This window comes from Burkholderia sp. PR2, from assembly GCF_052372875.1.
Classification (GTDB): domain Bacteria; phylum Pseudomonadota; class Gammaproteobacteria; order Burkholderiales; family Burkholderiaceae; genus Burkholderia; species Burkholderia diffusa.
Genome location: NZ_JBQRWH010000004.1, coordinates 623,205 through 646,702, shown reverse-complemented (window position 1 = coordinate 646,702; position 23,498 = coordinate 623,205). Strand labels below are relative to the sequence as shown.

22 protein-coding genes are annotated in these 23,498 nt (G+C 68.1%); 17 read left to right on the top strand and 5 right to left on the bottom strand.

Features of this window, described 5'->3' with window-relative positions; all coding sequences use genetic code 11:
• Positions 1-4: 4 nt before the first annotated feature.
• The 3 genes from ACT2FV_RS20215 to ACT2FV_RS20205 form a co-directional block, all read right to left on the bottom strand.
• Positions 5-586, bottom strand: coding sequence for a YceI family protein (locus ACT2FV_RS20215; protein WP_059535372.1), 582 nt, complete (start codon positions 584-586; stop codon positions 5-7).
• A gap of 66 nt (positions 587-652) precedes the next feature.
• Entirely contained in the window at positions 653-1,213 is a 561-nt protein-coding gene (locus ACT2FV_RS20210) for a YceI family protein (protein WP_059608347.1), read from the bottom strand.
• An 8-nt stretch (positions 1,214-1,221) separates the two neighbouring features.
• Positions 1,222-1,782: a cytochrome b gene (locus ACT2FV_RS20205; protein WP_124902678.1), complete on the bottom strand. Its 561-nt coding sequence runs from the start codon at positions 1,780-1,782 to the stop codon at positions 1,222-1,224.
• 258 nt (positions 1,783-2,040) lie between these two features.
• On the opposite strand from ACT2FV_RS20205, the gene ACT2FV_RS20200 reads away from it, so the two are divergent.
• The 8 genes from ACT2FV_RS20200 to ACT2FV_RS20165 all read left to right on the top strand — a co-directional run bounded on the left by ACT2FV_RS20200 (position 2,041) and on the right by ACT2FV_RS20165 (position 11,240).
• Positions 2,041-2,706: a paraquat-inducible protein A gene (locus tag ACT2FV_RS20200; RefSeq protein WP_059608273.1), complete on the top strand. Its 666-nt coding sequence runs from the start codon at positions 2,041-2,043 to the stop codon at positions 2,704-2,706.
• The gene (locus tag ACT2FV_RS20195; protein ID WP_059608272.1) at positions 2,703-3,332 is read left to right on the top strand and encodes a paraquat-inducible protein A; all 630 of its coding nucleotides are present in this window, start codon (positions 2,703-2,705) and stop codon (positions 3,330-3,332) included. Before ACT2FV_RS20200 ends, ACT2FV_RS20195 begins: the two co-directional genes overlap by 4 nt.
• Positions 3,325-4,944: a PqiB family protein gene (locus tag ACT2FV_RS20190; protein WP_444504651.1), complete on the top strand. Its 1,620-nt coding sequence runs from the start codon at positions 3,325-3,327 to the stop codon at positions 4,942-4,944. Before ACT2FV_RS20195 ends, ACT2FV_RS20190 begins: the two co-directional genes overlap by 8 nt.
• Positions 4,941-5,678: a PqiC family protein gene (locus tag ACT2FV_RS20185; RefSeq protein ID WP_444504650.1), complete on the top strand. Its 738-nt coding sequence runs from the start codon at positions 4,941-4,943 to the stop codon at positions 5,676-5,678. Before ACT2FV_RS20190 ends, ACT2FV_RS20185 begins: the two co-directional genes overlap by 4 nt.
• A 505-nt stretch (positions 5,679-6,183) precedes the next feature.
• Positions 6,184-8,307 carry a site-specific recombinase gene (locus tag ACT2FV_RS20180; protein WP_444504649.1) on the top strand — a complete coding sequence of 708 codons (2,124 nt, stop codon included), beginning with the start codon at positions 6,184-6,186 and terminating at the stop codon, positions 8,305-8,307.
• A 166-nt stretch (positions 8,308-8,473) separates the two neighbouring features.
• On the top strand, positions 8,474-9,772 hold the full coding sequence (locus ACT2FV_RS20175) for a THUMP domain-containing class I SAM-dependent RNA methyltransferase (protein WP_151050022.1): 1,299 nt from the start codon (positions 8,474-8,476) through the stop codon (positions 9,770-9,772).
• Positions 9,773-10,063: 291 nt separating this feature from the next.
• Complete coding sequence (locus tag ACT2FV_RS20170; protein WP_124624883.1) at positions 10,064-10,480, top strand: VOC family protein; 417 nt, start codon at positions 10,064-10,066, stop codon at positions 10,478-10,480.
• Positions 10,481-10,553: 73 nt separating this feature from the next.
• A complete protein-coding gene (locus ACT2FV_RS20165) occupies positions 10,554-11,240 on the top strand; it encodes a helix-turn-helix transcriptional regulator (protein ID WP_059535356.1) in 687 nt (228 codons plus the stop codon).
• Positions 11,241-11,292: 52 nt separating this feature from the next.
• On the opposite strand, the gene ACT2FV_RS20160 is transcribed toward ACT2FV_RS20165, so the two are convergent.
• Positions 11,293-12,216, bottom strand: a complete 924-nt coding sequence (locus ACT2FV_RS20160) for a carbon-nitrogen hydrolase family protein (RefSeq protein ID WP_444504648.1) — start codon at positions 12,214-12,216, stop codon at positions 11,293-11,295.
• Positions 12,217-12,295: 79 nt separating this feature from the next.
• Here ACT2FV_RS20160 and ACT2FV_RS20155 point away from each other — a divergent pair, with 79 nt between their 5' ends.
• The 4 genes from ACT2FV_RS20155 (at position 12,296) to ACT2FV_RS20140 (ending at position 16,832) form a co-directional block, all read left to right on the top strand.
• The gene (locus ACT2FV_RS20155; protein ID WP_444504647.1) at positions 12,296-13,216 is read left to right on the top strand and encodes a LysR family transcriptional regulator; all 921 of its coding nucleotides are present in this window, start codon (positions 12,296-12,298) and stop codon (positions 13,214-13,216) included.
• Positions 13,217-13,408: 192 nt separating this feature from the next.
• Positions 13,409-13,918, top strand: a complete 510-nt coding sequence (locus tag ACT2FV_RS20150; protein ID WP_124624878.1) for an NUDIX hydrolase — start codon at positions 13,409-13,411, stop codon at positions 13,916-13,918.
• Complete coding sequence (mnmA, locus tag ACT2FV_RS20145) at positions 13,915-15,093, top strand: tRNA 2-thiouridine(34) synthase MnmA (RefSeq protein ID WP_174912775.1); 1,179 nt, start codon at positions 13,915-13,917, stop codon at positions 15,091-15,093. Before ACT2FV_RS20150 ends, mnmA begins: the two co-directional genes overlap by 4 nt.
• Before the next feature lie 119 nt (positions 15,094-15,212).
• The gene (locus tag ACT2FV_RS20140; RefSeq protein ID WP_124624871.1) at positions 15,213-16,832 is read left to right on the top strand and encodes an FMN-binding glutamate synthase family protein; all 1,620 of its coding nucleotides are present in this window, start codon (positions 15,213-15,215) and stop codon (positions 16,830-16,832) included.
• A gap of 94 nt (positions 16,833-16,926) precedes the next feature.
• On the opposite strand, the gene ACT2FV_RS20135 is transcribed toward ACT2FV_RS20140, so the two are convergent.
• Entirely contained in the window at positions 16,927-17,538 is a 612-nt protein-coding gene (locus ACT2FV_RS20135; RefSeq protein ID WP_059608346.1) for a glutathione S-transferase family protein, read from the bottom strand.
• Positions 17,539-17,725: 187 nt separating this feature from the next.
• Between ACT2FV_RS20135 and ACT2FV_RS20130 the strand changes: the two genes are divergently transcribed.
• The 5 genes from ACT2FV_RS20130 to purH all read left to right on the top strand — a co-directional run bounded on the left by ACT2FV_RS20130 (position 17,726) and on the right by purH (position 23,457).
• On the top strand, positions 17,726-19,123 hold the full coding sequence (locus ACT2FV_RS20130; RefSeq protein ID WP_151050014.1) for an aminopeptidase P N-terminal domain-containing protein: 1,398 nt from the start codon (positions 17,726-17,728) through the stop codon (positions 19,121-19,123).
• A gap of 91 nt (positions 19,124-19,214) precedes the next feature.
• Positions 19,215-20,402 (top strand): UbiH/UbiF/VisC/COQ6 family ubiquinone biosynthesis hydroxylase, encoded by a 1,188-nt coding sequence (locus ACT2FV_RS20125; protein WP_444504646.1) that lies wholly within the window; start codon positions 19,215-19,217, stop codon positions 20,400-20,402.
• A gap of 147 nt (positions 20,403-20,549) precedes the next feature.
• Positions 20,550-21,617, top strand: coding sequence for a tRNA dihydrouridine synthase DusB (gene dusB / locus ACT2FV_RS20120; protein WP_006497523.1), 1,068 nt, complete (start codon positions 20,550-20,552; stop codon positions 21,615-21,617).
• The gene (locus ACT2FV_RS20115; RefSeq protein WP_006476892.1) at positions 21,614-21,847 is read left to right on the top strand and encodes a Fis family transcriptional regulator; all 234 of its coding nucleotides are present in this window, start codon (positions 21,614-21,616) and stop codon (positions 21,845-21,847) included. The genes dusB and ACT2FV_RS20115 overlap by 4 nt, the downstream gene beginning before the upstream one ends.
• Before the next feature lie 44 nt (positions 21,848-21,891).
• Positions 21,892-23,457: a bifunctional phosphoribosylaminoimidazolecarboxamide formyltransferase/IMP cyclohydrolase gene (purH, locus tag ACT2FV_RS20110; RefSeq protein ID WP_059608257.1), complete on the top strand. Its 1,566-nt coding sequence runs from the start codon at positions 21,892-21,894 to the stop codon at positions 23,455-23,457.
• The last annotated feature ends 41 nt before the right edge of the window (positions 23,458-23,498 follow it).

Here is a 23,498-nt window from a genome sequence, read left to right as displayed (position 1 = left end):
CGCGTTACTGCTGCTTGACGGCTTCGGCCGTGATCAGCAGCTTCGTCTTCATCTTGAAGCCGTACTGCTTGCCGTAGTCGAGGCCGAAATCGTCGCGGCTGAATTCGCCGACGGCGTCAACGCCGCACACTTCGCGCTTGAGCATCGGATGCGGCATGCACTTGAACGAATCGATCTTCAGCGTGACCGGCTTCGTGACGCCGTGCAGCGTCAGGTTACCGACCACCGACACCGGCTTGTCGCCGTCGAACTTGATGGCGCCCTTGTAGTTCGCCTGCGGGAACTTGGAGACGTCGAAGAACTCAGCCGTCTGCAGGTGCTCGTCGAGCTTCGCGCTGCCCGTGTGGATCGACGCGATGTCGGTCGTCACGTCGACCGTACCGGTCTTCGCCGCGCGGTCGAGCGTCACGGTGCCGCTCGACTTGTCGAACTTGCCGCGCCAGACCGACAGGCCGCCGAAGTGGTCGGCCTCGAAGCTCGGGTACGTATGGCTCGGGTCGAACTGGTACGTCGCGCTGTCAGCGAATGCCGAGAACGACAGCGAAGCGGCCAGCGCGCCCGCGGCGATGATCAGATGCTTTTTCAAACGCTTTCTCCTTGGAACGGCGCCGCGCCCTCGCGCGGCATTCGGGGTGATGCGACAACCCGCCGCTTACTTCGTGGCGACGAGATGAAACTTGATCTGCACTTCGTCGGCGACGATCGACGTGTCCTTCCACTCGCCGGTGCCGACGTTGAACGCCGAACGCTTGATCGGCAGCACGCCGTCGAAGGTCTGCGTCGGGCCGCTCTGCGTGACCGTGACGGGCACCGTGACGGTCTCGGACTTGCCCTTGATCGTCAGCTTGCCGGTCACGTTGTACTTGTTGCCGCCCGCCGGCGCGATCGCCGACGACGCGAAGGTCGCCTGCGGATACGCCTTTGCGTCGAACCAGTCCTTGCCCGCGACCTGGTCGTTGTACATCTTGTCGCCGAGGTCGAAGCTCGCGATGTCGATCGTCATTTGCGCGCTGCCCTGCGCGGCCTTGGCCGGGTCGAACTTCACCTGCGCGGAGAACTTCCTGAATGCGCCTTCGGTCGGCACGTTCATCTGCTTCGACACGGCGGACACCTTGCTCTTCGCGAGATCGACGTCGGCGTGCGCCGCGGCCGACGCGACAAGTGACACCGCGGCGAACGCGGTCAGCATGGAGCGGGAGAAAGACACTTTCATGGGATCCTTCATTTGGCGGAGGGAAGCATCCGCGACAGCAGGCCGTCGCGGTCCAACAACTGGTGCTTGAGCGCCGCGAGCACATGCATGGCGACGAGCGAAAGCAGAATGTAATTCAAAGACACGTGCAGCGTCTTGAAGGTTTCCTTCAGCGCAGGATCGGGATCGATCAGGCGCGGCAGCGGCACGATGCCGAGATAGACGACCGGGATGTTCGACGCGGAGCTGTACAGGTAGCCCGTAACCGGAATCACGATCATCAGCACGTACAGCAGCATGTGCACGCCGTGCGACACCGCACGCTGCCACGCCGGCGTGCCGCCCGGCAGCGGCGGCGGCAGGTGGGTCGCGCGCCACAGCACGCGCACGACGGCGAGTGCGAACACCGTCACGCCGATCCACTTGTGCCACGAGAAGTACTTGAGCTTCGTCGGCGTGAAGCCGGGGATGTCGGTCATCACCCAGCCGAGTGCGAAGCCGCAGACGATCAGCAGCGCGATCAGCCAGTGCAGCGCGATCGCGGTGTGCGCGTAGCGTGCCGGCGAGGCCGGCGGCGATTTCGATGCCATCATGGATTCCTCAGTTGAGCGAACGGCTGCGCCGGTAAATTCGTCCGACGCTTGTCAAGGGCGCCATGCTACCGCAACCTTTTGTCTCGCGCGGACTCCGAGGACAGGCGCGTCAGCCTGCTGACAGGTTTGCGCCATGTTACCGGCCGGTCACCCGGCAACGGGGCGTTGACACGCCGAAAAAGCCGTTTTGGTAAGATTGGCGCGGGTTCCGGCCCCGTCGACGCGTTCCCCGCCCGTCGCACAACCGCCTTTTCCATGCAACGACACGACCTGATTGCCTGCCACGAATGCGACGCACTGTTGCATAAACCGCGCCTGAGCGGTCGCGAAATCGCGCGCTGCCCGCGCTGCGACGCACTGCTCTATCGCAACAGCACCACGCAGATCGAGCGCATCAGCGCGCTTGCGGTCGCGGCACTCGTCACGTTCGTCATCGCGCAGGCGTTCCCGATCCTCGAAATGGACCTGAACGGCACCCGCGTGCAGACGACACTGATCGGCGCAATCGACGCGCTGTGGCATCAGGACATGGAGATCGTCGGCGTGATGGTGTTCTGCTCGACCGTGCTGTTCCCGCTCGTCGAGATGGCCGCACTGCTTTACGTGCTGCTGCCGATCCGGCGTGGCGTCGTGCCGCCGGGCCTCAATTTCGTGCTGCGCACGATCCAGCTCGTGCGGCCGTGGGGGATGATCGAGGTGTTCATGCTCGGGATCGTCGTGACGATCGTGAAGATGGTGAGCCTCGCGCGCGTCGTGCCCGACGCGGCGCTGTTCGCGTTCGGCGCGCTCACGCTGATGACCGCCGTCGTGCTGATGTTCGATCCACGCACGCTGTGGGACATCGCCGACGACCTGCGCGCCGGGCGCACGCCCGCCACGCCCGACGGCACCGCTTCGCCGCCGCAAGCGCCCCGCCAATGACGATGCCGACCGCCGCCCGCGAGGGCTACGCCAGCTGCCACGCATGCGGGCTCGTGCAGACGATCGACCATCCGCACGCGCATTGCGCGCGCTGCGGCAGCACGCTTCACTTCCGCACGCCGAACAGCATCACGCGCACCTGGGCGCTGCTGATCGCGGCCGCGATCCTCTATATTCCGGCGAACCTGCTGCCGATCATGCGCACGTCGTCGATCGTCGGCTCGCAGGAGGACACGATCATGAGCGGCGTCATCTATTTCTGGACGTCCGGCGACTGGCCGCTCGCGGTCGTCGTATTCGTCGCCAGCATCCTCGTGCCGATGCTCAAGCTCGGCGTGCTGACGATCCTCGTCGGCACCGCGCAGCGGCGCACCGTGTGGCGGCCGCTGCAGCGCACGCGCCTGTACCGGATCGTCGAGCGGATCGGCCGCTGGTCGATGCTCGACATCTTCGTCGTGACGCTCACCGTCGCGCTCGTCCATTTCCGTTCGCTCGCCGTCATCACGGCCGGCCCCGGCGCGCTCGCGTTCGGCTCGGTCGTGATCCTGACGATGCTCGCGTCGATGCAGTTCGATCCCCGCCTGATCTGGGATCCAGTCGAAACCTCAGGGAAACACCATGAATAGTCCGCAAGGCCCGCAGCAAGACGCGTCCCGGCCGCCCGATCCGGCGATCTCGACGAAAAGCGGCTGGCTGCCGTCGCTCGTCTGGCTCGTGCCGCTGATCGCCGCGCTGATCGGTATCGGCCTCGTGATCAAGTCCGTGCGCGAGCGCGGCCCGGAAATCTCGATCAGCTTCCACAGCGCGGAAGGGCTCGAGCCGGGCAAGACGCAGGTCAAGTACAAGGACGTCGAGATCGGCATGGTCAAGACGATCAAGCTGTCGAAGGACCTGTCGCGCGTGCTCGTCCAGGTGCAGCTGAAGAAGGAAGCCGAGGACTTCGCGGTCAAGGGTTCGCGCTTCTGGATCGTGCGTCCGCGCGTCGGCGCGACCGGCGTGTCGGGGCTCGGCACGCTGCTGTCGGGCGCGTACATCGGCGTCGATGCCGGCCACGGGCAGGACACGCAGACCGACTTCACCGGCCTCGAGACGCCGCCGGCCGTGACCGGCGACCAGAAGGGCACGCAATACGTGCTGCGCGGCGATTCCCTCGGCTCGGTCGACATCGGCTCGCCCGTCTACTACCGCCGCGTGCAGGTCGGCCAGGTGGTCGGCTTCTCGCTCGACAAGGACGGCACGGGCGTCACGTTCAACGTGTTCGTCAACGCGCCGTACGACCAGTACGTCGGCGTGAACTCGCGCTGGTGGCAGGCGAGCGGCGTCGACCTGCGGCTCGATTCGAGCGGCCTGAAGCTGAACACGCAGTCGCTCGCGACCGTGATTCTCGGCGGCATCGCGTTCCAGACGCCGCCGAACCAGGACAGCGGCGCGACGGCGCCGAACAACACGACCTTCCGCCTCGGCTCCGACGAGGCAGACGCGATGCGCGATCCGGACGGCCAGCCGCTGCAGGTCGTGATGAACTTCAACCAGTCGCTGCGCGGGCTCGCGGTGGGCGCGCCGGTCGACTTCCGCGGCATCGTGCTCGGCGAAGTGACGAACATCGGCATCGACTTCGATCCGAAGACCAAGAACTTCCTGATGCCGGTGACGATGAACGTGTATCCGGAGCGGCTCGGCCCGCGCTTCCGCGAAACGATCGAGCGCAAGGGCGAACCGGCCCGCCGCGAGATCGTCACGCGCCTCGTCAGGCACGGGCTGCGCGGCCAGCTGCGCACCGGCAACCTGCTGACGAGCCAGCTTTATGTCGCGCTCGACTTCTTCCCGAAGGCACCGGTCGTGGAGATCGACGCGGCACGCCAGCCGCTCGAGCTGCCGACCGTGCCGAACACGCTCGACGAACTGCAGCTGCAGGTCGCCGACATCGCGAAGAAGCTCGACAAGGTGCCGTTCGACCAGATCGGCGCGAACCTGAACAGCGCGCTGTCGAACGCCGACAAGCTCTTCAAGCAGCTCGACACGCAGGTCGCGCCGGAAGCGCGCGACACGCTGTCGGCCGCGAAGCAGACCTTCTCGACCGCCGAGGCGACGCTGCAGCAGGATTCGCCGCTGCAGTCCGACGTGCGCGGCGCACTGAAGGAACTCACGCGCACGCTGCAATCGCTGAACGCGCTCGCCGACTATCTGGAGCGCCATCCCGAATCGCTGCTCAAGGGCAAGCCAGGAGATCAACAATGACGACGACACGCGCGAACATCGTCGCGAGCGGCGCGGCGGCAGTCTTCGCCGCGCTTGCGCTCGCCGCGTGCAGCTCGCCGCCCGCGCGGTTCTATACGCTGAGCCCGGCCGACGCGGCCGCGCCCGTGCGTACCGCGCCCGCCAACCCGTCGTTCCTGATCGAGGTGCCGTCCGTCGGCGTGCCCGAGCAGGTCGCGAAGAACCAGCTCGTCGTGCAGAAGAACGCCGCGCAGGTCGACGTGCTCGAACAGGAGCGCTGGGCCGCGCCGCCCGCCGACGAAATCCGCCGCGCCTTGTCCGACGACCTCGCCGCGCAGCTCGGCACGATCGACGTCGCGAATTCCGCGTATCCGGCCGGCGTGCCCGTCTATCGGATCAGCGTGAACGTGCAGCGCTTCGAGTCGTGGCCCGGCAAACGCGCGGCGATCGATGCGGTGTGGAGCGTGCGCGCGCTCGGCACGCAGGCCGTGATGACGTGTCGCACGAGCGTCGCGGAACCGGTCGCCGACGGCTACGACGCGCTCGTCGCGGGCCACCGGCGCGCGCTCGACGTGATCGCATCGCAGGCCGCGTCCGGCGTGCGCGCGATGGCCGCGCGGCGCGGAGCCGCGGCTGCGTCGGCCACCTCGACGACCGCGTCCGGCAAGGCAACGGCCGCCGCGCCCGCCGTGCCTTGCCCGGCCAGTCCGATGCCCGGCAACGATGCGGGCACGACGGGCAAGTCCGGCGCGTAAGCGCGACGCGCGGGCCGGCGGCCGATGCATGCGCGCGGCACGGCTGCACTCGGCACACGCCGCCCGATAGTCATCGTCGGCATCGATCCGCGTGCGCATGCAACCGCGCACGCGAACCTGCCGCCCTCGCCGCCACTGCCTGCGCTGCCCGGCATCCATCGGCCGAACGGCAGCTTTGCATTGTTTGTCAAAATCCGCCGGAACCGGCACCATGCAACGCGGTCGGCTTGCGTTTTCGCGCCCGATTGACGATCCTACGCACTTTCCGGCTCGCGCCGCTCGTCGCGCGCGCACGCCGGCGGCGATCCGCCAGTCGTATCCGGTCCGATCGCCGCGTCTGCCGGGGCGCGCATGCGATCCGCGTGGTCCGCGCCGGGGCAGCCGCATCGCGGGTCGCCGCGCATCGTCCGCGCCCCCCGACCAGCCTCACCGTTCTCCCCGGCGCCGCGCCGTGTTCCGGCCGGCATCCCGAACCCGCCCGTCCAGGGCTTTCGCTATTCCGTTTATGTTTCGTTCCCTGACGACCCTGATCAAGAAGTGGCGCGCGTCGCGCAATGCGGGCCACCAGCTCGATGCGCTGCTTGCGCATGCCGACGCGGAGGCGTCGTACGCCGAACGCAGCGAATGGCTGATCGAGCTCGCGCACTGGCTGCGCCGCAACGGCGCGATGCAGGTCGCGCACGACACGCCGGCCGAACGCGACGCCGACGCGCGCGCGTATCCGGCGCATGCGCGGCTGCGCTACCTGTTCCACGTGCTCGACCGCAATCCCGCATGGAAATCGCACGCCGCGCGCACCCTGCGCGGGATTCTGCGCGAATGCGACGGCATCTCGCTGCTGTGCGACGCGGGGATGCCCGTGCATTCCGGTTTCTTCGGCGCGCTGTTCGAGCGCATCGACGCGTCGCTGATCCCGCCCGCGCCGAACCGCCGCGAACTGACGGCGCTGTTCACGCTGATGTTCCCGGCACCCGGGGACGCCCAATGGATCGACGCGCTGCCCGATGACCTGCTCGCGCGCCTCGCCGAGCTGTTCTCGTTCGACGTCACCGACGAAGAGCGCCACGAGCCCGGCTCGTTCTCGCGCGACCTGCTGGCCGCGCTGCACAACCTGACCTGCCAGATCAGCTCGACCGGCCTGTCGCAGACGGTGCGCAGCCGCCTGTCCGACGACGACGCGCGCAAGCCGCTCGAAACGCAGCCGTTCTATCGGCTCACGCGCGCGATGCTCGCGGTCGAGACCGCACACGCGGCCGTGGAGGACGGCGGCGACCCGAGCAAGCTGCTTCATGAGGTGAACTACCTGCGCGTGCTGCTCGACGAATGCCGGATCGCCGTCGACGATGTGTTCGCGCACCTGTACCGCAACGGCGTGTCGGTCGACATCGTGTTCCAGGTCGAACGGATGCGCATGCGCATCCTGCGCGCGGAAATGCTGCTCAACGCGTGGATGGCACGCGACGACCTGCGCGGGATGGCGCGCCTGACGGCCGAACTCGTCGACGCGAACCAGAACAGCCAGAGCGTGTCGCACCTCATGCGCAGCAACTTCTCGCTGTTCGCGCGCAAGCTCGTCGAGACCAACGCGGACACCGGCGAGCACTACATCTCGCGCGGCCGCGCCGAGTACCTGAAGATGCTGCGGATGGCCGCGGGCGGCGGGCTCGTCACCGTCGTGACCGTGTGCGTGAAGTTCGCGATCACCGGCGCGCACCTGCAGTCGATGCTCGAAGGGTTGCTCGCGGGCGTCAACTACGCGGCGAGCTTCATGCTGATGCACTTCCTGCATTTCACGCTCGCGACCAAGCAGCCCGCGATGACCGCGCCGACGCTCGCGCGCGAGCTCGACGACACCGGTCACGAGGAAGGCGTGAAGACGTTCGTCGCGTCGGTGATCGCGCTGATCCGCACGCAGGCCGCGGCGATTTCCGGCAACGTGCTCGTCGTGCTGCCCGTGTGCCTGCTCGTGCAGCTGTTCGCCGGCAACCTGCTGCACGCAAACCTGATCTCGCCGGAGAAGGCGCACGCGACGCTGCACTCGTTCTCGCTGCTGGGCCCGACGCCGTTCTATGCGGCGCTCACGGGCGTGCTGCTGTGGGCGTCGAGCCTGCTCGCGGGCTGGGCCGACAACTGGTTCGTGCTGCATCGGGTCGGCGACGCGCTCACGTACAACCGGCGGCTGCGGCTCACGCTCGGCGCGTCGGGTGCCGCGAAACTCGCGCACTTCTGTCGCTCGAACGTCGCGGGCGTCGTCGCCAACGTGGGTCTCGGCCTGATGCTCGGCCTGATCCCGGCGATCGTCACCGTGTTCCTGTTCCCGTTCGAGGTGCGCCACGTGACGCTGTCGGCCGGGTCGATCGGGATCGCGCTCGGCGTGCTCGGCAAGGGCGCGCTCGGCACGCCCGAGCTGTGGTGGGCCTGCGCCGGCGTCCTGAGCATGGCGATCCTCAACGTGCTCGTGAGCTTCGCGCTCGCATTCACGATGGCCGTGCGCTCGCGCAGCCTGCGCCGCACCAAGGTGCGCGCGCTGGTCGGCGCGATCGTCCGCACGGTGCTGTCGAAGCCGTCCGCGCTGTTCTGGCCAGCCGGCGCGCCGGCCGCGCGGGCCGGCCAGCCAGGCGCTCACTGACCGTCCGGCGGCGGCGCGCAGCCCGAGGCGGGCGTCGCCGCGCGGGCCTGCCGTCTCGCCGTCGGGCCCGGCGCACCGGCACCGGCGCGCCGAATCGGATGCAACGCCGGCTCCGGCCGCCCGCGCCGCGTACAATAGTGGACTTTTGCACGTCCTCACCCGCCTTATGTCCTCGCCCACCCTGTACGAATTCTTCGCTCCCTGCCCGCGCGGCCTCGAAGCGGCGCTTGCCGCCGAGCTGGCCGAAATCGCCGGCCGACATCTGGACGGCGCGCCGTTCACCGCGGGCGCGCAGGTGCCGGGCGGCGTTCATTTCCGCGGCGGCTGGACCGCCGGCATGGCCGCGAACCTCCATTCGCGAATCGCGAGCCGGATCCTGCTGAAGATCGCGCACCGCCCGTACCGCAACGAACAGGACGTCTACGCACTCGCGCTCGAGCAGCCATGGGAGCGCTGGTTCGCATCGACGCAGACGCTGCGCGTCGACATCACCGCGATCAAGTCGCCGCTGAAGAGCCTCGAATTCGCGACGCTGCGCGTGAAGGACGCGATCTGCGACCGGATGCGCGACAAGACCGGCGCACGCCCGAGCATCGACACCGGCGCGCCGGACGTGCGCGTGTTCGCGTTCCTGACGGCCACCGAGTGCACGCTGTACCTCGATACGTCGGGCGAGCCGCTGTTCAAGCGCGGCTGGCGCCTCGACAAGGGCGCGGCGCCGCTGCGCGAGAACCTCGCGGCCGGCATCTTGCGCCTGACGGGCTGGACGCCCGGCACGCCGCTGTATGACCCGATGTGCGGCAGCGGCACCTTCCTCGCGGAAGCCGCGCAGATCGCGCTCGGCGTCGCACCGGGCGTCGAGCGCCGGTTCGGCTTCGAAAAGCTCAAGCAGTACGACATCACCGCATGGCAGGGCCTGAAGGTCGCGGCGCTCGACGCGAAGCGCGCGGCGCGCGGCAAGCGCGATTCGCTCGGCGTGTACGGCAGCGACATCTCGGGCGACATGCTCGAGAAGGCGCGCGCGAACCTCGAGCGTGCGGGCGTGCCGTCGGTGTGGCTCAAGCAGGTCGACGCGCGCGGGATGACGCCGCCGTGCGACGGCCCGGGCATCATTCTCGCGAACCCGCCGTACGGCGAGCGGATCGAGGTGCGCGGCCGCAGCGCGCGCGGCGAGGTGCGCGAGACGGGCCGCAACCGCGGCAACGACGACGCATTCCGCCGCACGCACACCGACGCACCGGACAGCGAATTCTTCAACGCGCTCGGCGATGCGCTCAAGCAGCGCTTCACGGGCTGGCAGGCGTTCCTGCTGACGTCGGACCGCTCGCTGCCGGGCCTGCTGCGCCTGCGCGAATCGGCGAAGACGCCGCTGTTCAACGGCGCGCTCGAATGCCGGTTGTTCCGCTTCGACCTGATCGCCGGCAGCGTGAAGGCACGCCCCGCCGCGCCGGAAGGCGACGCCTGACACGCGAGACGGCCGCCGCGGCCGCCTGCTGACACCCAGACGACGCCCGGCCTGAGCCGGGCGTTTTTCTTTCCACCGCCCCCACGCGGGCAGTGCCCGCGTGCCGCGCCGCCACCCGCGCGCCGATGCGGTTCCCGCACCGCCCTTGCCCGCCAAAGCCGTCAGGTCCCCCATTTGTCAGCACCGCCACGACTACTGACAGCACGCTGTCAGCAGCACCCGATCACACTGCAATCCCGGCGCAATGCAAGGCTGGTTTCCATCAAGAACCCGAACAACAAGGAGCTCGTCATGACGTCCGCAACTGCAGCAGCAACCGAAACCGCAACCCTGGAACGCGCGATCGCGTGGTTCGACATCCCGTCCCTCGATTTCGACCGGGCGATCCGTTTCTACGAAACCGTGCTGCAGACGACGCTGCAACGCGAAGTCATCGGCGGCGTGCCGATGGCCGTGTTCGATCACGAAGCGTCGAGCACGGGCGGCAGCATCGTGTTCGATCCGCAGCAGATGAAGCCGAGCGCGAACGGCGTGCTCGTGTACCTGAACGCCGGCGAATCGGTCGTCGCGGCGCTCGAACGCGCGAAGCGCGCAGGCGGCGTCGTGCAAGGCTCGGTCGTCGAGTTGCCGAACAACTACGGCTACATCGGCTACCTGATCGATACCGAAGGCAACCGCGTCGGCCTGCACGCACCGAAATGCCACTGAGCGCGTCTACGATCCGGCCGGCGCGGCGCTATCATCGCGAAGTCCCCGTAGCCGTTGGAGTCGAGGTTCAGCCATGACGCGCCGTGCCGACCGCCTGTTCCAGATCGCCGAGCTGCTGCGCGGGCGTCGTCTCACGACCGCGCAGCAGCTCGCGGACTGGCTGTCGGTGTCGCCGCGCACGGTCTATCGCGACGTGCGCGACCTGCAACTGTCAGGGGTGCCGATCGAAGGCGAAGCCGGCATCGGCTACCGGCTGAACCGCAACGCGAGCCTGCCGCCGCTCACGTTCACCGCCGAGGAGCTCGCGGCACTCGCGGCCGGCGCGCGGATGCTCGAGACCTGGGGCGGCGCGCGCTTCGCGGGCGGCGCGCGTTCGGCGCTCGCGAAGATCGCGTCGGCGATGCCGGCCGACAAGCGCACCGCGCTCGATCGCCTGCCGGTGTTCGCGCCCTCGTTCCACATCGACGAGACATTCTGCGCGAAGGTCGACGCGATCCACCAGGCGGTCGACACGCATCACATCGTCAGCTTCGACTACCGCGACCGGCTCGGCGCGCACACGAAGCGCCGCGTGTGGCCGCTCGGGCTCGTCTACTGGGGCGGACGCTGGACGATCGGCGCGTGGTGCGAGCTGCGCGACGACTTCCGCACCTTCGACATCGCGCGGATGGGCGACATCACCGTGCACGAGCAGTTTCCGGACATGGAAGGCCGGCGCATCGCCGACTACATGCGGATCGCGGAAGCGCCGATGCGCTGACGCGCGCCGCCGCCATTCGCATGCCGGGGCGGCCGCGCCCCGGCAACGCCCGTCATTCCCCGAACACGACTGACCGCTTCGGCCGCTCGTCGACGTGCAGCGAAAACACGTCGGGGCGCGCATAGTGTCCGACCACGTCGAAGTCGTAACGCGCACGCACGAGCTCGTCCGTATCGATACGCGCGGTCACGAGCCCGGGCTCGCCGATCAGCGGCTCCGTCAGCAGGTCGCCGAGCGGCCCGACGATCACGCTGCCGCCGCGGATCAGCGGCCGCTCGGGATCCCAGCCCGGCACGTCGATGCCGAGCGCACGCGGCGACGGCTGCACCTGGCAGGCGCTCACGACGAAGCAGCGCCCTTCGTGCGCGATGTGCCGCATCGAGCTTTGCCACAGGTCGCGCTCGTCGACGGTCGGCGCGCACCAGATCTGCACGCCTTTCGCATACATCGCGCAGCGCAGGAGCGGCATGTGGTTCTCCCAGCAGATCGCGGCGCCCGCACGGCCCGCGGCCGTTTCGACCACCGGCAGTGTCGAGCCATCGCCCTGCCCCCAGATCAGCCGCTCGGTGCCGGTCGGCATCAGCTTGCGGTGCTTCGCGACGAGCCCGTCGCGCGGATCGAAGAACAGCGCCGTGCAGTACAACGTGCTGCCGCCGCGCTCGATCACGCCGACCACCAGGCTCGCGCCCGTGCGCTGCGACAGCGCGGCCAGTTCGTCGGTTTCGGGGCCCGGCACGTCGATCGCCTGCGCGGCATAGCGCGCATACGCGTCGCGGCCCTCGGGCAGCCGGTAGCCGAGCCGCGTGCCGAAGATCTCGCCCTTCGGATAGCCGCCGAGCACGGCCTCTGGCAGCACGACGAGCGACGCGCCGCTGTCGCGGATCGCGGCTTCGTAGCCGAGGATCGTGTCGAGCGTGGCGCGCGTGCCGGCGGGCGATGCGCCGATCTGCAGCGCGGCGATAACTGAGGTGGACATGAAAGCGTCTCCAGTGAGTGGGTGACGCCATCTTTATCGATATCATTTCATCGATCAAATCGATAAAACGATAACTGACATGAATACGGATGATATCGCCGGACTCGACCTGAACCTGTTGAAGGTGTTCGAGGCGCTGTACGAGGAAGGCGGCGCGAGCCGCGCGGCGCTGCGGCTCGGCCTCACGCAATCGGCGGTAAGTGCGGCGCTCGCGCGACTGCGCGTGATCTACGCCGATCCGCTGTTCGTGCGCACCGGCCGCGGGCTCGCGCCGACGCCGCGCGCGGACGAACTGAAGCCGATCCTCTCCGATGCGCTCGACCGCTGCCGCGCAAGCCTCGCGATCGCGGCCGACGGCGGCGAACGGGTCGGCCGTACGATCTCGATCGGCCTGTCGGACGACTTCGAGATCGCGCTCGGCCGCGCGCTGATCGACGCAGTCGCGCGCGAAGCCCCGGGCATCCGGCTGATCTTTCGGCAGACGCACAGCGGTATCGCGGGCGACGCGCTGCTGCGGCACGGCGTCGATCTCGCGATCGCGTCGGGCGGGTTCTCGGCGAACGGGCTGAGCCGGCGCGCGGTCGCGACGGGCGGCTACGCATGCCTCATCGATCCGGCCGGCCGCGCGCACGCGCCGCGCACGCTCGTGCTCGCCGATTTCGTGCAGCGCGATCACCTGCTCGTGTCGTCGGGCGGCGTGATCGGGATCGTCGACGAAGCCCTGGCCGCGCTCGGCCACAAACGGCGCGTCGCGGCGTCGACCACGCATTTCGCGGCGCTGCCGTACCTGCTCGCCGGCTCCGACGCGGTGGCCACGATACCGGCGCATGCGGCTCGCGCGATCGCGCAGTCGACGTCGCTGCGCGCGCTCGCGTGCCCGGTCGAGCTGCCGGGCTACCCGGTGGAAATCGGCTGGCGCACGAGCACGCAGCGCGACCCGGCGATCGTGCGCGTGCGGGATACGATCGCCGCCTGCGTCGCGACGATCGTATCCCCGTGAAAAACGGGGCACGATTCGACTCGTGACGATCGGACCTTCCGCCCCCCGGCTGGCCGCCAGCCGAGGCGGGCGGCGCCCATGCGCGTCGCGGCAATCGGGAAGACCTGTTGCCGCCGCAAAGAACGACCGGGGTCGGATTCGTCTAACCAGACGGCCGGCAGCGTCCGGGCGCAACCGGTAAAATGCCGAACCATGAAACCCGAAATCTGGACCCCGCATGTGACCGTCGCGGCGCTCGTCGAGCGCGCCGGTCGCTTTCTCGTGATCGAGGAAGAAACCTCGACGGGCCTGCGCATCAACCAGCCGGCCGGCCACCTCGAAGCCGGCGAGACACTCGCCGACGCCGTGATCCGCGAAACGCTCGAGGAAACCGCGCATCCGTTCGTACCCGACGCGCTCGTCGGCGTCTATCTCGCGCACTACGACCGCCCCGGCAGCGCCGGCGCGACCTACCTGCGCTTCACGTTCTGCGGCACGGCCGGCGAGCCGGTGCCGGGCCACATGCTCGACGACGGCATCGTCCGTACGCTGTGGATGAGCGCCGACGAACTGCGCGCGTGCAGCGAGCGCCATCGCTCGCCTGCGGTGATGCGCTGCGTCGACGACTATCTCGCCGGGCGGCGCATTCCGCTCGATTTCGTGCACACGCATTCGGTCGCGCCGCGCCCGGAAGCATTCGACCGTCAGGCGGTAAACAAATGAGCAAGCGCCGTGTAGTAGTTGGCATGTCGGGCGGCGTCGATTCGTCGGTGACCGCGTGGCTACTGAAGGAACAGGGGTACGACGTGGTCGGCCTGTTCATGAAGAACTGGGAAGACGACGACGACGGCGAATACTGCTCGACGCGCCAGGACTGGATCGACGTGGTGTCGGTGGCCGACCTGATCGGCATCGACGTGGAAGCCGTGAACTTCGCGGCCGAATACAAGGACCGCGTGTTCGCCGAATTCCTGCGCGAATACTCGGCCGGCCGCACGCCGAACCCGGACGTGCTGTGCAACGCCGAGATCAAGTTCAAGGCGTTCCTCGACCATGCGATGTCGCTCGACGCGGAAATGATCGCGACGGGCCATTACGCGCGCGTGCGCGAGCGCGACGGTCGCTTCGAACTGCTGAAGGCCTTCGATCATACGAAAGACCAGTCGTACTTCCTGCACCGGCTGAACCAGGCGCAGCTGTCGAAGACGATGTTCCCGCTCGGCGAGATCCCGAAGACGAAGGTGCGCGAGATCGCCGCGCAGATCGGCCTGCCGAACGCGAAGAAAAAGGACTCGACCGGCATCTGCTTCATCGGCGAACGGCCGTTCCGCGACTTCCTGAACCGCTATCTTCCGACGAAACCCGGCCCGATGAAGACGCCCGACGGCAAGGTGGTCGGCGAGCACATCGGCCTCGCGTTCTACACGTTCGGCCAGCGCAAGGGCATCGGCCTCGGCGGCAGCAAGGACGGCAGCGGCGAACCGTGGTTCGTCGCGGCGAAGGACATCGCGTCGAACACGCTGTACGTCGTGCAGGGCCACGACCACCCGTGGCTGCTGTCGCGCGAGCTCGTCGCCGGCAACGTGAGCTGGGTCGCGGGCGAGCCGCCGGCCGAAGGCTTTTCGTGCGGGGCGAAGACGCGCTATCGTCAGGCCGATGCGGCCTGCAGGTTCGGCCGGGCCGCGTTCGGCCGGGCCGCGCTCGGCGGGGCCGACGGCGAGCGCTTCTCGCTCGCGTTCGACGACGCGCAATGGGCGGTGACGCCCGGCCAGTCGGCCGTGCTGTACGACGGCGAGATCTGCCTCGGCGGCGGCATCATCGAGTTCGCGGCCACCGGCCAGCCCGGCCAGGCCGTCCCGGCGGCAGCCCACGCGGGCGCGCTCGCCGAAGCACGCTGACATCCATTCGGTTTAGACTTGCGGCACGCCGCGCCCGGCGGAACACGATTCCGTCGCGGCCGGTGCGCCGCCGCGCAGCGTACGCATGGCGGCATTTCAAGATTCTTGCGGAGCCCCCCATGCTTTCCAGACGCTACCTCGCAATGTGGTGCGCCGTGCTGCTGCTCGTTGCCGTGGCCGCACTCGCGTCGATTCACGTGCTTTCCTGGCTGTGGATCATCATCCCCGTCGCCCTCGTCGCCCTCGGCCTGTATGACCTGAACCAGGACCGTCACGCGATCCTGCGCAATTACCCGCTCTGGGGTCATTTCCGCTTCCTGTTCGAGTTCATCCGCCCCGAGATCCGCCAGTATTTCGTCGAGGACGACACCGACGAGAAGCCGTTCTCCCGCGCGCAGCGCAGCCTCGTCTATCAGCGCGCGAAGAACGTCGCCGACAATCGCCCGTACGGCACCGAGCTGAACGTGAAGGCCGTCGCGCACGAATGGATCAGCCACTCGCTCGCGCCGACGAAGCTGCCGAACCACGACTTCCGCATCCGGGTCGGCGCGAACCGCGCGCAGCCGTACGACATCTCGATCTTCAACATCTCGGCGATGAGCTTCGGCTCGCTGTCCGCGAACGCGATCCGCTCGCTGAACCTCGGCGCGAAGAAAGGCGGATTCGCGCACGACACCGGCGAAGGCTCGCTGTCGAAGTACCACCGTGAGCACGGCGGCGACATCATCTGGGAAATCGCATCCGGCTACTTCGGCTGCCGCAACGACGACGGAACGTTCAACCCGGACAAGTTCGCGAAGCAGGCCGCCGATCCGCAGGTGAAGATGATCGAGATCAAGCTGTCGCAAGGCGCGAAGCCGGGCCACGGCGGCGTGCTGCCGGCCGCGAAGATCACGCCCGAAATCGCCGAGACGCGCGGCGTGCCGATGGGCAAGGACTGCATCTCGCCCGCGACGCACTCGGAATTCTCGACGCCGCGCGGTCTGCTCGAATTCGTCGAGCGGCTGCGCACGCTGTCGGGCGGCAAGCCGACCGGCTTCAAGCTGTGCATCGGCCATCCGTGGGAATTCTTCGGGATCGCGAAGGCGATGATCGAGACGGGCATCGTGCCGGACTTCATCGTCGTCGACGGCGCGGAAGGCGGCACCGGCGCCGCGCCGCTCGAATTTACCGACCATGTCGGCGTGCCGCTGCAGGAAGGGCTGCTGCTGGTACACAACACGCTCGTCGGGATCGGCGTGCGCGACCGCGTGAAGATCGGCGCAAGCGGCAAGATCATCACCGCGTTCGACATCGCGCGCACGCTCGCGATCGGCGCGGACTGGGTGAATTCGGCGCGTGGCTTCATGTTCGCGGTCGGCTGCATCCAGGCGCAGCACTGCCACACCGACCGCTGCCCGACCGGCGTCGCCACGCAGGACCCGGTGCGCCAGCGCGCCATCGTCGTGCCCGACAAGGCCGAGCGCGTGTACAACTTCCATCGCAATACGCTGCATGCACTGCAGGAACTCGTGCAGGCGGCCGGCCTGGGCCATCCGTCCGAGCTGCGCGCGCATCACATCGTGCAGCGCGTCGCGCCGCACGAGGTGCGGCTGATGTCGCAGTTGCTGAAATACCTGAAGCCCGGCGCGCTGCTCGACGGCCAGACCTGCGGCTATACGCTGTACGACAAGTGGTGGCCGATCGCACGCAGCGATTCGTTCGTGCTCGGCGAAACCGTTTACACGTCGATCGAGTAACGCGCGATCGCCCGCCGCCGGAGGCGGCTCGCCAAAACGAAAGCGCCCCGCGGGGCGCTTTCGTTTGTCTGTCCGATTCGCCGCCGGCGGCCGGTCAGCCTTGCGGCAGCGTGTCGACGAACGTCTGCCGCTGCGACAGCTTCACGAAATGCTTGTCGAGGTTCGGATGGCGATCGCGCCAGTCGAGTTCGGGCATCCGGAAGTCGAGGTAGCCGAGCGCGCAGCCGAGTGCGATGTCGGCAAGCGTGTAATGATTACCGACGCACCACGTCTTGCCGCCGAGACCCTGCGACATCGCGACGAGCGCGTCGTCGATCTTGCGCTGTTGGCGCGCGATCCAGCTCGCGCTGCGCTGCGCTTCGTCTCGCAGCGTGTGTTCGAGACGAATCGCCACGGCCGCGTCGAGCACGCCGTCACCCAGCGCTTCCCAGCAACGCACTTCGACACGCTCACGCCCCGACGGCGGAATCAGCTTGCCGACCGGCGACAGCGTATCGACGTATTCGCAGATCACGCGGGAATCGAACACCGCGGCACCATCCTCCATCACGAGACACGGGACCTTGCCGAGCGGATTCGATGCATGAATGTCCGTCTCCGGCGCCCACACGTTCTCGAGCTCCAGCTTGTAGTCGATCTTCTTTTCAGCAAGCACGATTCGCGCCTTTCGGACGTACGGGCTGCTGAGCGAACCGATTAATTTCATCATCTGCCTTTTTAAGGGAACCGCCGAGAGTATACGTTGTCGCCGATCATAACCGGCCGGCGTGGCCGGGCAGAAAATCGCCCGTCCGGCCTGTGGATGGTTTGCAACAGCCGTCGCCGAGCCCCGTCCGGCGCGGCTTGCCGCCGCGCCTCTCACACGCCGCGTCCGGCGGCGCTACAATCGCACGATGAATGCGCCCCTCGATACCGCCATCGCCGTCGACGTCTACCGCCAGCGCCGTGAACGCGTGCTTGCCGCACTGCGCGCAGCGGGCGGCGGCGTCGCCATCGTTCCCACCGCGCCGGAAATGCTGCGCAACCGCGATACGGCCTTCCCGTACCGACATGACAGCTACTTTTACTACCTGACGGGCTTCACCGAGCCGGATGCCATGCTCGTGCTGAACGCGGCCGGGTCGCACGGCGCACCGGAATCGGTCCTGTTCTGCCGCGCGAAGAATGCCGATCGCGAGATCTGGGAAGGTTTCCATTACGGGCCCGAGGCCGCGCGCGATGCATTCGGCTTCGACGCGGCCTACGCGGTCGACGTGATTGACACCGAAATGCCGCGCCTGCTCGCCGATGCGGGCACCGTGCACTACCGGTTCGGTGCCTCGGCCGAGTTCGACCGCCAGCTCGCCGGCTGGATCGATGCGGTGCGCGCGCAAGCGCGCACGGGTGTCGCCGCGCCGGACGCGCTGCTCGACCTCACGCCGCTCGTCGACGACATGCGGCTCGTGAAGGACGAACACGAACTCGCGATCATGATGCGTGCCGCGCACATCTCCGCGCTCGCGCACCGTCGCGCGATGCAGGTGTGCCGCCCGGGGATCCGCGAATACGAACTCGAGGCCGAGCTGCTGTACACGTTCCGCAAGCATGGCGCGCAGGCGCCCGCGTACGGCTCGATCGTCGCGGCCGGCGCGAACGCATGCGTGCTGCACTACCCGGCCGGCAACGCGACCGCGCGGGACGGCGATCTGATCCTGATCGATGCCGCGTGCGAACTCGACGGCTACGCGTCGGACATCACGCGCACGTTTCCGGCCAACGGGCGCTTCTCGCCCGCGCAGCGCACGCTGTACGACATCGTGCTCGGCGCGCAGCAGGCTGCGATCGATGCGACGCGCGCGGGCGTACCGTTCGAGGCGCCGCACGACGCGGCCGTGCGCGTGCTGGCGCAAGGGCTGCTCGACACGGGCATCATCCCGAAGACGCGCTTCTCGAACGTCGACGACGTGATCGCCGAGCGCGCATACGCACGCTTCTACATGCACCGCACTGGCCACTGGATCGGCATGGACGTGCACGATTGCGGCGACTACCGCGAGCGGCTCGCCGCGCGCGACGCCAACGGCGCGTTGCCGTGGCGCACGCTGAAACCCGGCATGACGCTTACCGTCGAGCCGGGCCTGTACGTGCGGGCAGCCGACGACGTACCGTCCGAATACTGGAACATCGGCATCCGCATCGAGGATGACGCGATCGTGCGCGAGCACGGTTGCGAGCTGATCACACGCGACGTGCCGGTGGCGGCTGCCGAGATCGAGGCGCTGATGCGCGCGGGCGCGGCGCACGGCGCGTGAGCGTGCCGCAGGTTGCCATCGCCCCGCTGTCGAGCCACCGCTGACTCGCCGTTGACCCGCTGTTGACCGTTACCCCGTTTCACGAACACTGATGACGACCGCTTCCTCCCCGGCCACGCCGGACTACGATCTCGCCATCGTCGGCGCGGGCCCCGTCGGGCTCGCGCTCGCCGGCTGGCTCGGCCGACGCAGCGCGACGCGGCACGCGTCGATCGCGCTGATCGACGCTCGCGAGCCGGCAGCGAGCGCGAACGACCCGCGCGCGATCGCCGTATCGCACGGCAGCCGCGTGCTGCTCGACACGCTCGGATGGCCGGGCGACGCGACGCCGATCGAACACATCCACGTGTCGCAGCGCGGCCATTTCGGCCGCACGCTGATCGACCGAGACGAGCACGACCTCGCCGCGCTCGGCTATGTCGTGCGCTACGGCTCGATCGTGCAGGCGCTCGCGCAGGCCGTGCGCGGCACGCGCGTCGACTGGCTCACGTCGACCACCGCACGCACGCCGCGACAGGACGCCGACGGCGTCACGCTGACACTCGACGGCCCGCAAGGCGAGCGCACGCTGCGCGCGCGCATCGTCGTCAACGCCGAGGGCGGGCTGTTCCACGAACAGCAGGCCGATACGGGCAAGCATCGCCGCGACTACGGTCAGACCGCGATCGTCGGCACGGTCACGGTCTCGGCACCGCGCCCGAACGTCGCATGGGAACGCTTCACGCACGAAGGCCCGCTCGCGCTGCTGCCGCTCGGCGGCCCGCGCCAGGCCGAGTATTCGCTCGTGTGGTGCTGCACGCCCGACGAAGCGGCCCGCCGCGCCGCCCTTCCCGACGACGCGTTCCTGCGCGAACTCGGCGCTGCCTTCGGCGAGCGGATGGGGCAGTTCGTCGCGATCGCGGGGCGCGCATCGTTCCCGCTCGGGCTGAACGCGGCACAAACGCTCGTCAACGGGCGCATCGCGATCGTCGGCAACGCCGCGCAAACGCTGCATCCGGTCGCCGGCCAGGGGCTCAACCTCGGGCTGCGCGACGCGCATACGCTCGTCGACGCGCTGTCCACGCAAGGCTTCGAAGCGACCGCGCTCGCAACCTTCAACGCGCGGCGTGCGCTCGACCGGCGCTTCACGATCGGCGCGACCGACACGCTCGCGCGGCTGTTCACGGTCGACACCGGCCCCATTCCGCTGTTGCGCGGCGCGGCGCTCACCGCGCTCGAATTCGTACCGCCGCTCAAGAAGGCGATCGCGCGCCAGATGATGTTCGGCCAGCGCAACTGACGCGCGGCGGCGCGGCGCGCGTTGCGCGCCATCAGCGCCGTGCAAACCGGGTCAAATCGGCCGGGCATGGGAATACGGTAAAATGCGCGTTTTCCCTCCGCCCTTTTTTGCCCGCGACGCCCGGCGCTCGCGGGCGGTGCCATTGCGATGCCCGTTATCGGCCCTCACGTATTGCGTAACAACCTGTTCGTCGCCCCGATGGCCGGGGTGACGGATCGCCCGTTCCGCCAGCTGTGCAAGCGGCTGGGGGCCGGATACGCCGTGTCCGAGATGGTCGCGTCCAATGCGCAGCTGTGGAAGAGCGCGAAGACGATGCGGCGGGCGAACCACGAAGGCGAAGTCGAGCCGATCGCGGTGCAGATCGCCGGCGCCGATCCGGCGATGATGGCCGAAGCCGCCCGCTACAACGTCGACAACGGCGCGCAGATCATCGACATCAACATGGGCTGCCCGGCGAAGAAGGTCTGCAACGTCGCGGCCGGCTCCGCGCTGCTGCAGAATGAACCGCTCGTGCAGCGGATCGTCGAGGCCGTCGTCGCGGCGGTCGGCACGGGGCCGGATGCGGTGCCCGTCACGCTGAAGATCCGCACCGGCTGGGATCGCGAGCACAAGAACGCGATCACGGTCGCGCGCCTCGCCGAGGCGGCCGGCATCTCGATGCTGACCGTGCACGGCCGCACGCGCGCCGACCTCTACCGCGGCGACGCGGAGTACGACACCATCGCGGCCGTGAAGGCCGCCGTGCGCATCCCGGTCGTCGCGAACGGCGACATCACGTCGCCGGCGAAAGCGAAGGCCGTGCTCGACGCAACCGGCGCCGACGCACTGATGATCGGTCGTGCCGCGCAAGGCCGGCCATGGCTGTTCCGTGAAATCGATCATTTCCTGCAAACCGGCGAGCTGCTGCCCCCGCCGCGGATCGACGAGATCCAGCACGTGATGAACGAACACCTGGAAGACCACTACGCGTTCTATGGTGAATTCACGGGCGTCCGTACTGCGCGCAAGCACATCGGCTGGTACACTCGCGGCCTTTCCGGTGCCAACGGGTTCCGGCACAGGATGAACACGCTCGATTCCACCCGCGAGCAGCTCGCCGCCGTCAATGCATTCTTCGAGGCGCAAAAAGCGCTGTCGGACCACCTCGTCTACGTCGATGACGAAGAGGAAAACGGCCAGGGCGAGTCGGACGACCATAACCAGTTAGCAGCATGAGCAAGCACAACATCGAACAATGTGTCCGCGAGAGCCTGGACGTGTATTTCCGGGATCTAGACGGCTCCAATCCGCACGACGTCTATGAAATGGTGATGTCCTGCGTCGAAAAGCCGATGCTCGAGGTCGTGCTCGTACAGGCAGGCGGCAACCAGTCGCTTGCCGCGGAGTACCTCGGCATCAATCGCAATACGCTGCGCAAGAAGCTGCAGCAGCACGGCCTGCTGTAGGCGGCCGTCCCGTCCCCGTTTCCCTGGCTATTGGTGGTTCCATCATGATCAAGCAAGCGCTCATTTCCGTTTCCGACAAGACCGGCATCGTCGACTTCGCGAAGTCGCTGTCCGACCTCGGCGTCAAGCTGCTGTCGACCGGCGGCACCGCGAAACTGCTCGCCGACGCGGGCCTGCCCGTTACCGAAGTGGCTGATTACACGGGCTTCCCGGAAATGCTCGATGGGCGCGTGAAGACGCTCCACCCGAAGGTGCACGGCGGCATCCTGGCCCGCCGCGACCTGCCCGAGCACATGCAGGCGCTGGAACAGCACGGCATCCCGACGATCGACCTGCTCGTCGTGAACCTGTACCCGTTCGTCGCGACCATCGCGAAGGACGACTGCACGCTCGCCGACGCGATCGAGAACATCGACATCGGCGGCCCGACGATGCTGCGCTCCGCCGCGAAGAACCACCGCGACGTGACGGTCGTCGTCGATCCGGCCGATTACTCGGTCGTGCTCGACGAAATGAAGGCGAACGGCAATGCGGTCGGCTACGCGACCAACTTCCGCCTCGCGACGAAGGTGTTCGCGCACACCGCGCAATACGACGGCGCGATCACGAACTACCTGACGAGCCTGACCGACGAGCTGAAGCACGCATCGCGCAGCGCGTACCCGGCAACACTGAACATGGCGTTCAACAAGGTCCAGGACCTGCGCTACGGCGAGAACCCGCACCAGAGCGCGGCGTTCTACCGCGATCTCGCGACGCCGGCCGGCGCGCTCGCGAACTACCGCCAGCTGCAGGGCAAGGAACTCTCGTACAACAACATCGCGGATTCGGATGCAGCGTGGGAATGCGTGAAGACGTTCGACGCACCGGCCTGCGTGATCATCAAGCATGCGAACCCGTGCGGCGTCGCAGTCGGCAACGATTCGGCCGACGCATACGCGAAGGCATTCCAGACCGACCCGACCTCGGCCTTCGGCGGCATCATCGCGTTCAACCGCGAAGTCGACGAAGCGGCTGCCCAGGCTGTTGCGAAGCAGTTCGTCGAAGTGCTGATCGCACCGTCGTTCTCCGACGCCGCGAAGCAGGTGTTCGCCGCGAAGCAGAACGTGCGCCTGCTCGAAATCGCGCTCGGCGACGGTCATAACGCGTTCGACCTGAAACGCGTGGGCGGCGGCCTGCTCGTGCAGTCGCTCGATTCGAAGAACGTGCAGCCGAGCGAGCTGCGCGTCGTCACGAAGCGTCAACCGACCGCGAAGGAAATGGACGACCTGCTGTTCGCATGGCGCGTCGCGAAGTACGTGAAGTCGAACGCGATCGTGTTCTGCGGCAACGGCATGACGCTCGGCGTCGGCGCCGGCCAGATGAGCCGCGTCGATTCCGCGCGCATCGCGAGCATCAAGGCACAGAACGCGGGCCTTACGCTGGCCGGCTCGGCCGTCGCGTCGGATGCGTTCTTCCCGTTCCGCGACGGTCTCGACGTCGTCGTGGCGGCAGGCGCGACCTGCGTGATCCAGCCGGGCGGCTCGATGCGCGACGACGAAGTGATCGCGGCGGCCGACGAGCACGGCATTGCGATGATCCTGACGGGCGTGCGTCACTTCCGTCACTGATCGCATGCGGCCCGCGCGGCCGCTGCATGGAAACCCGGCGG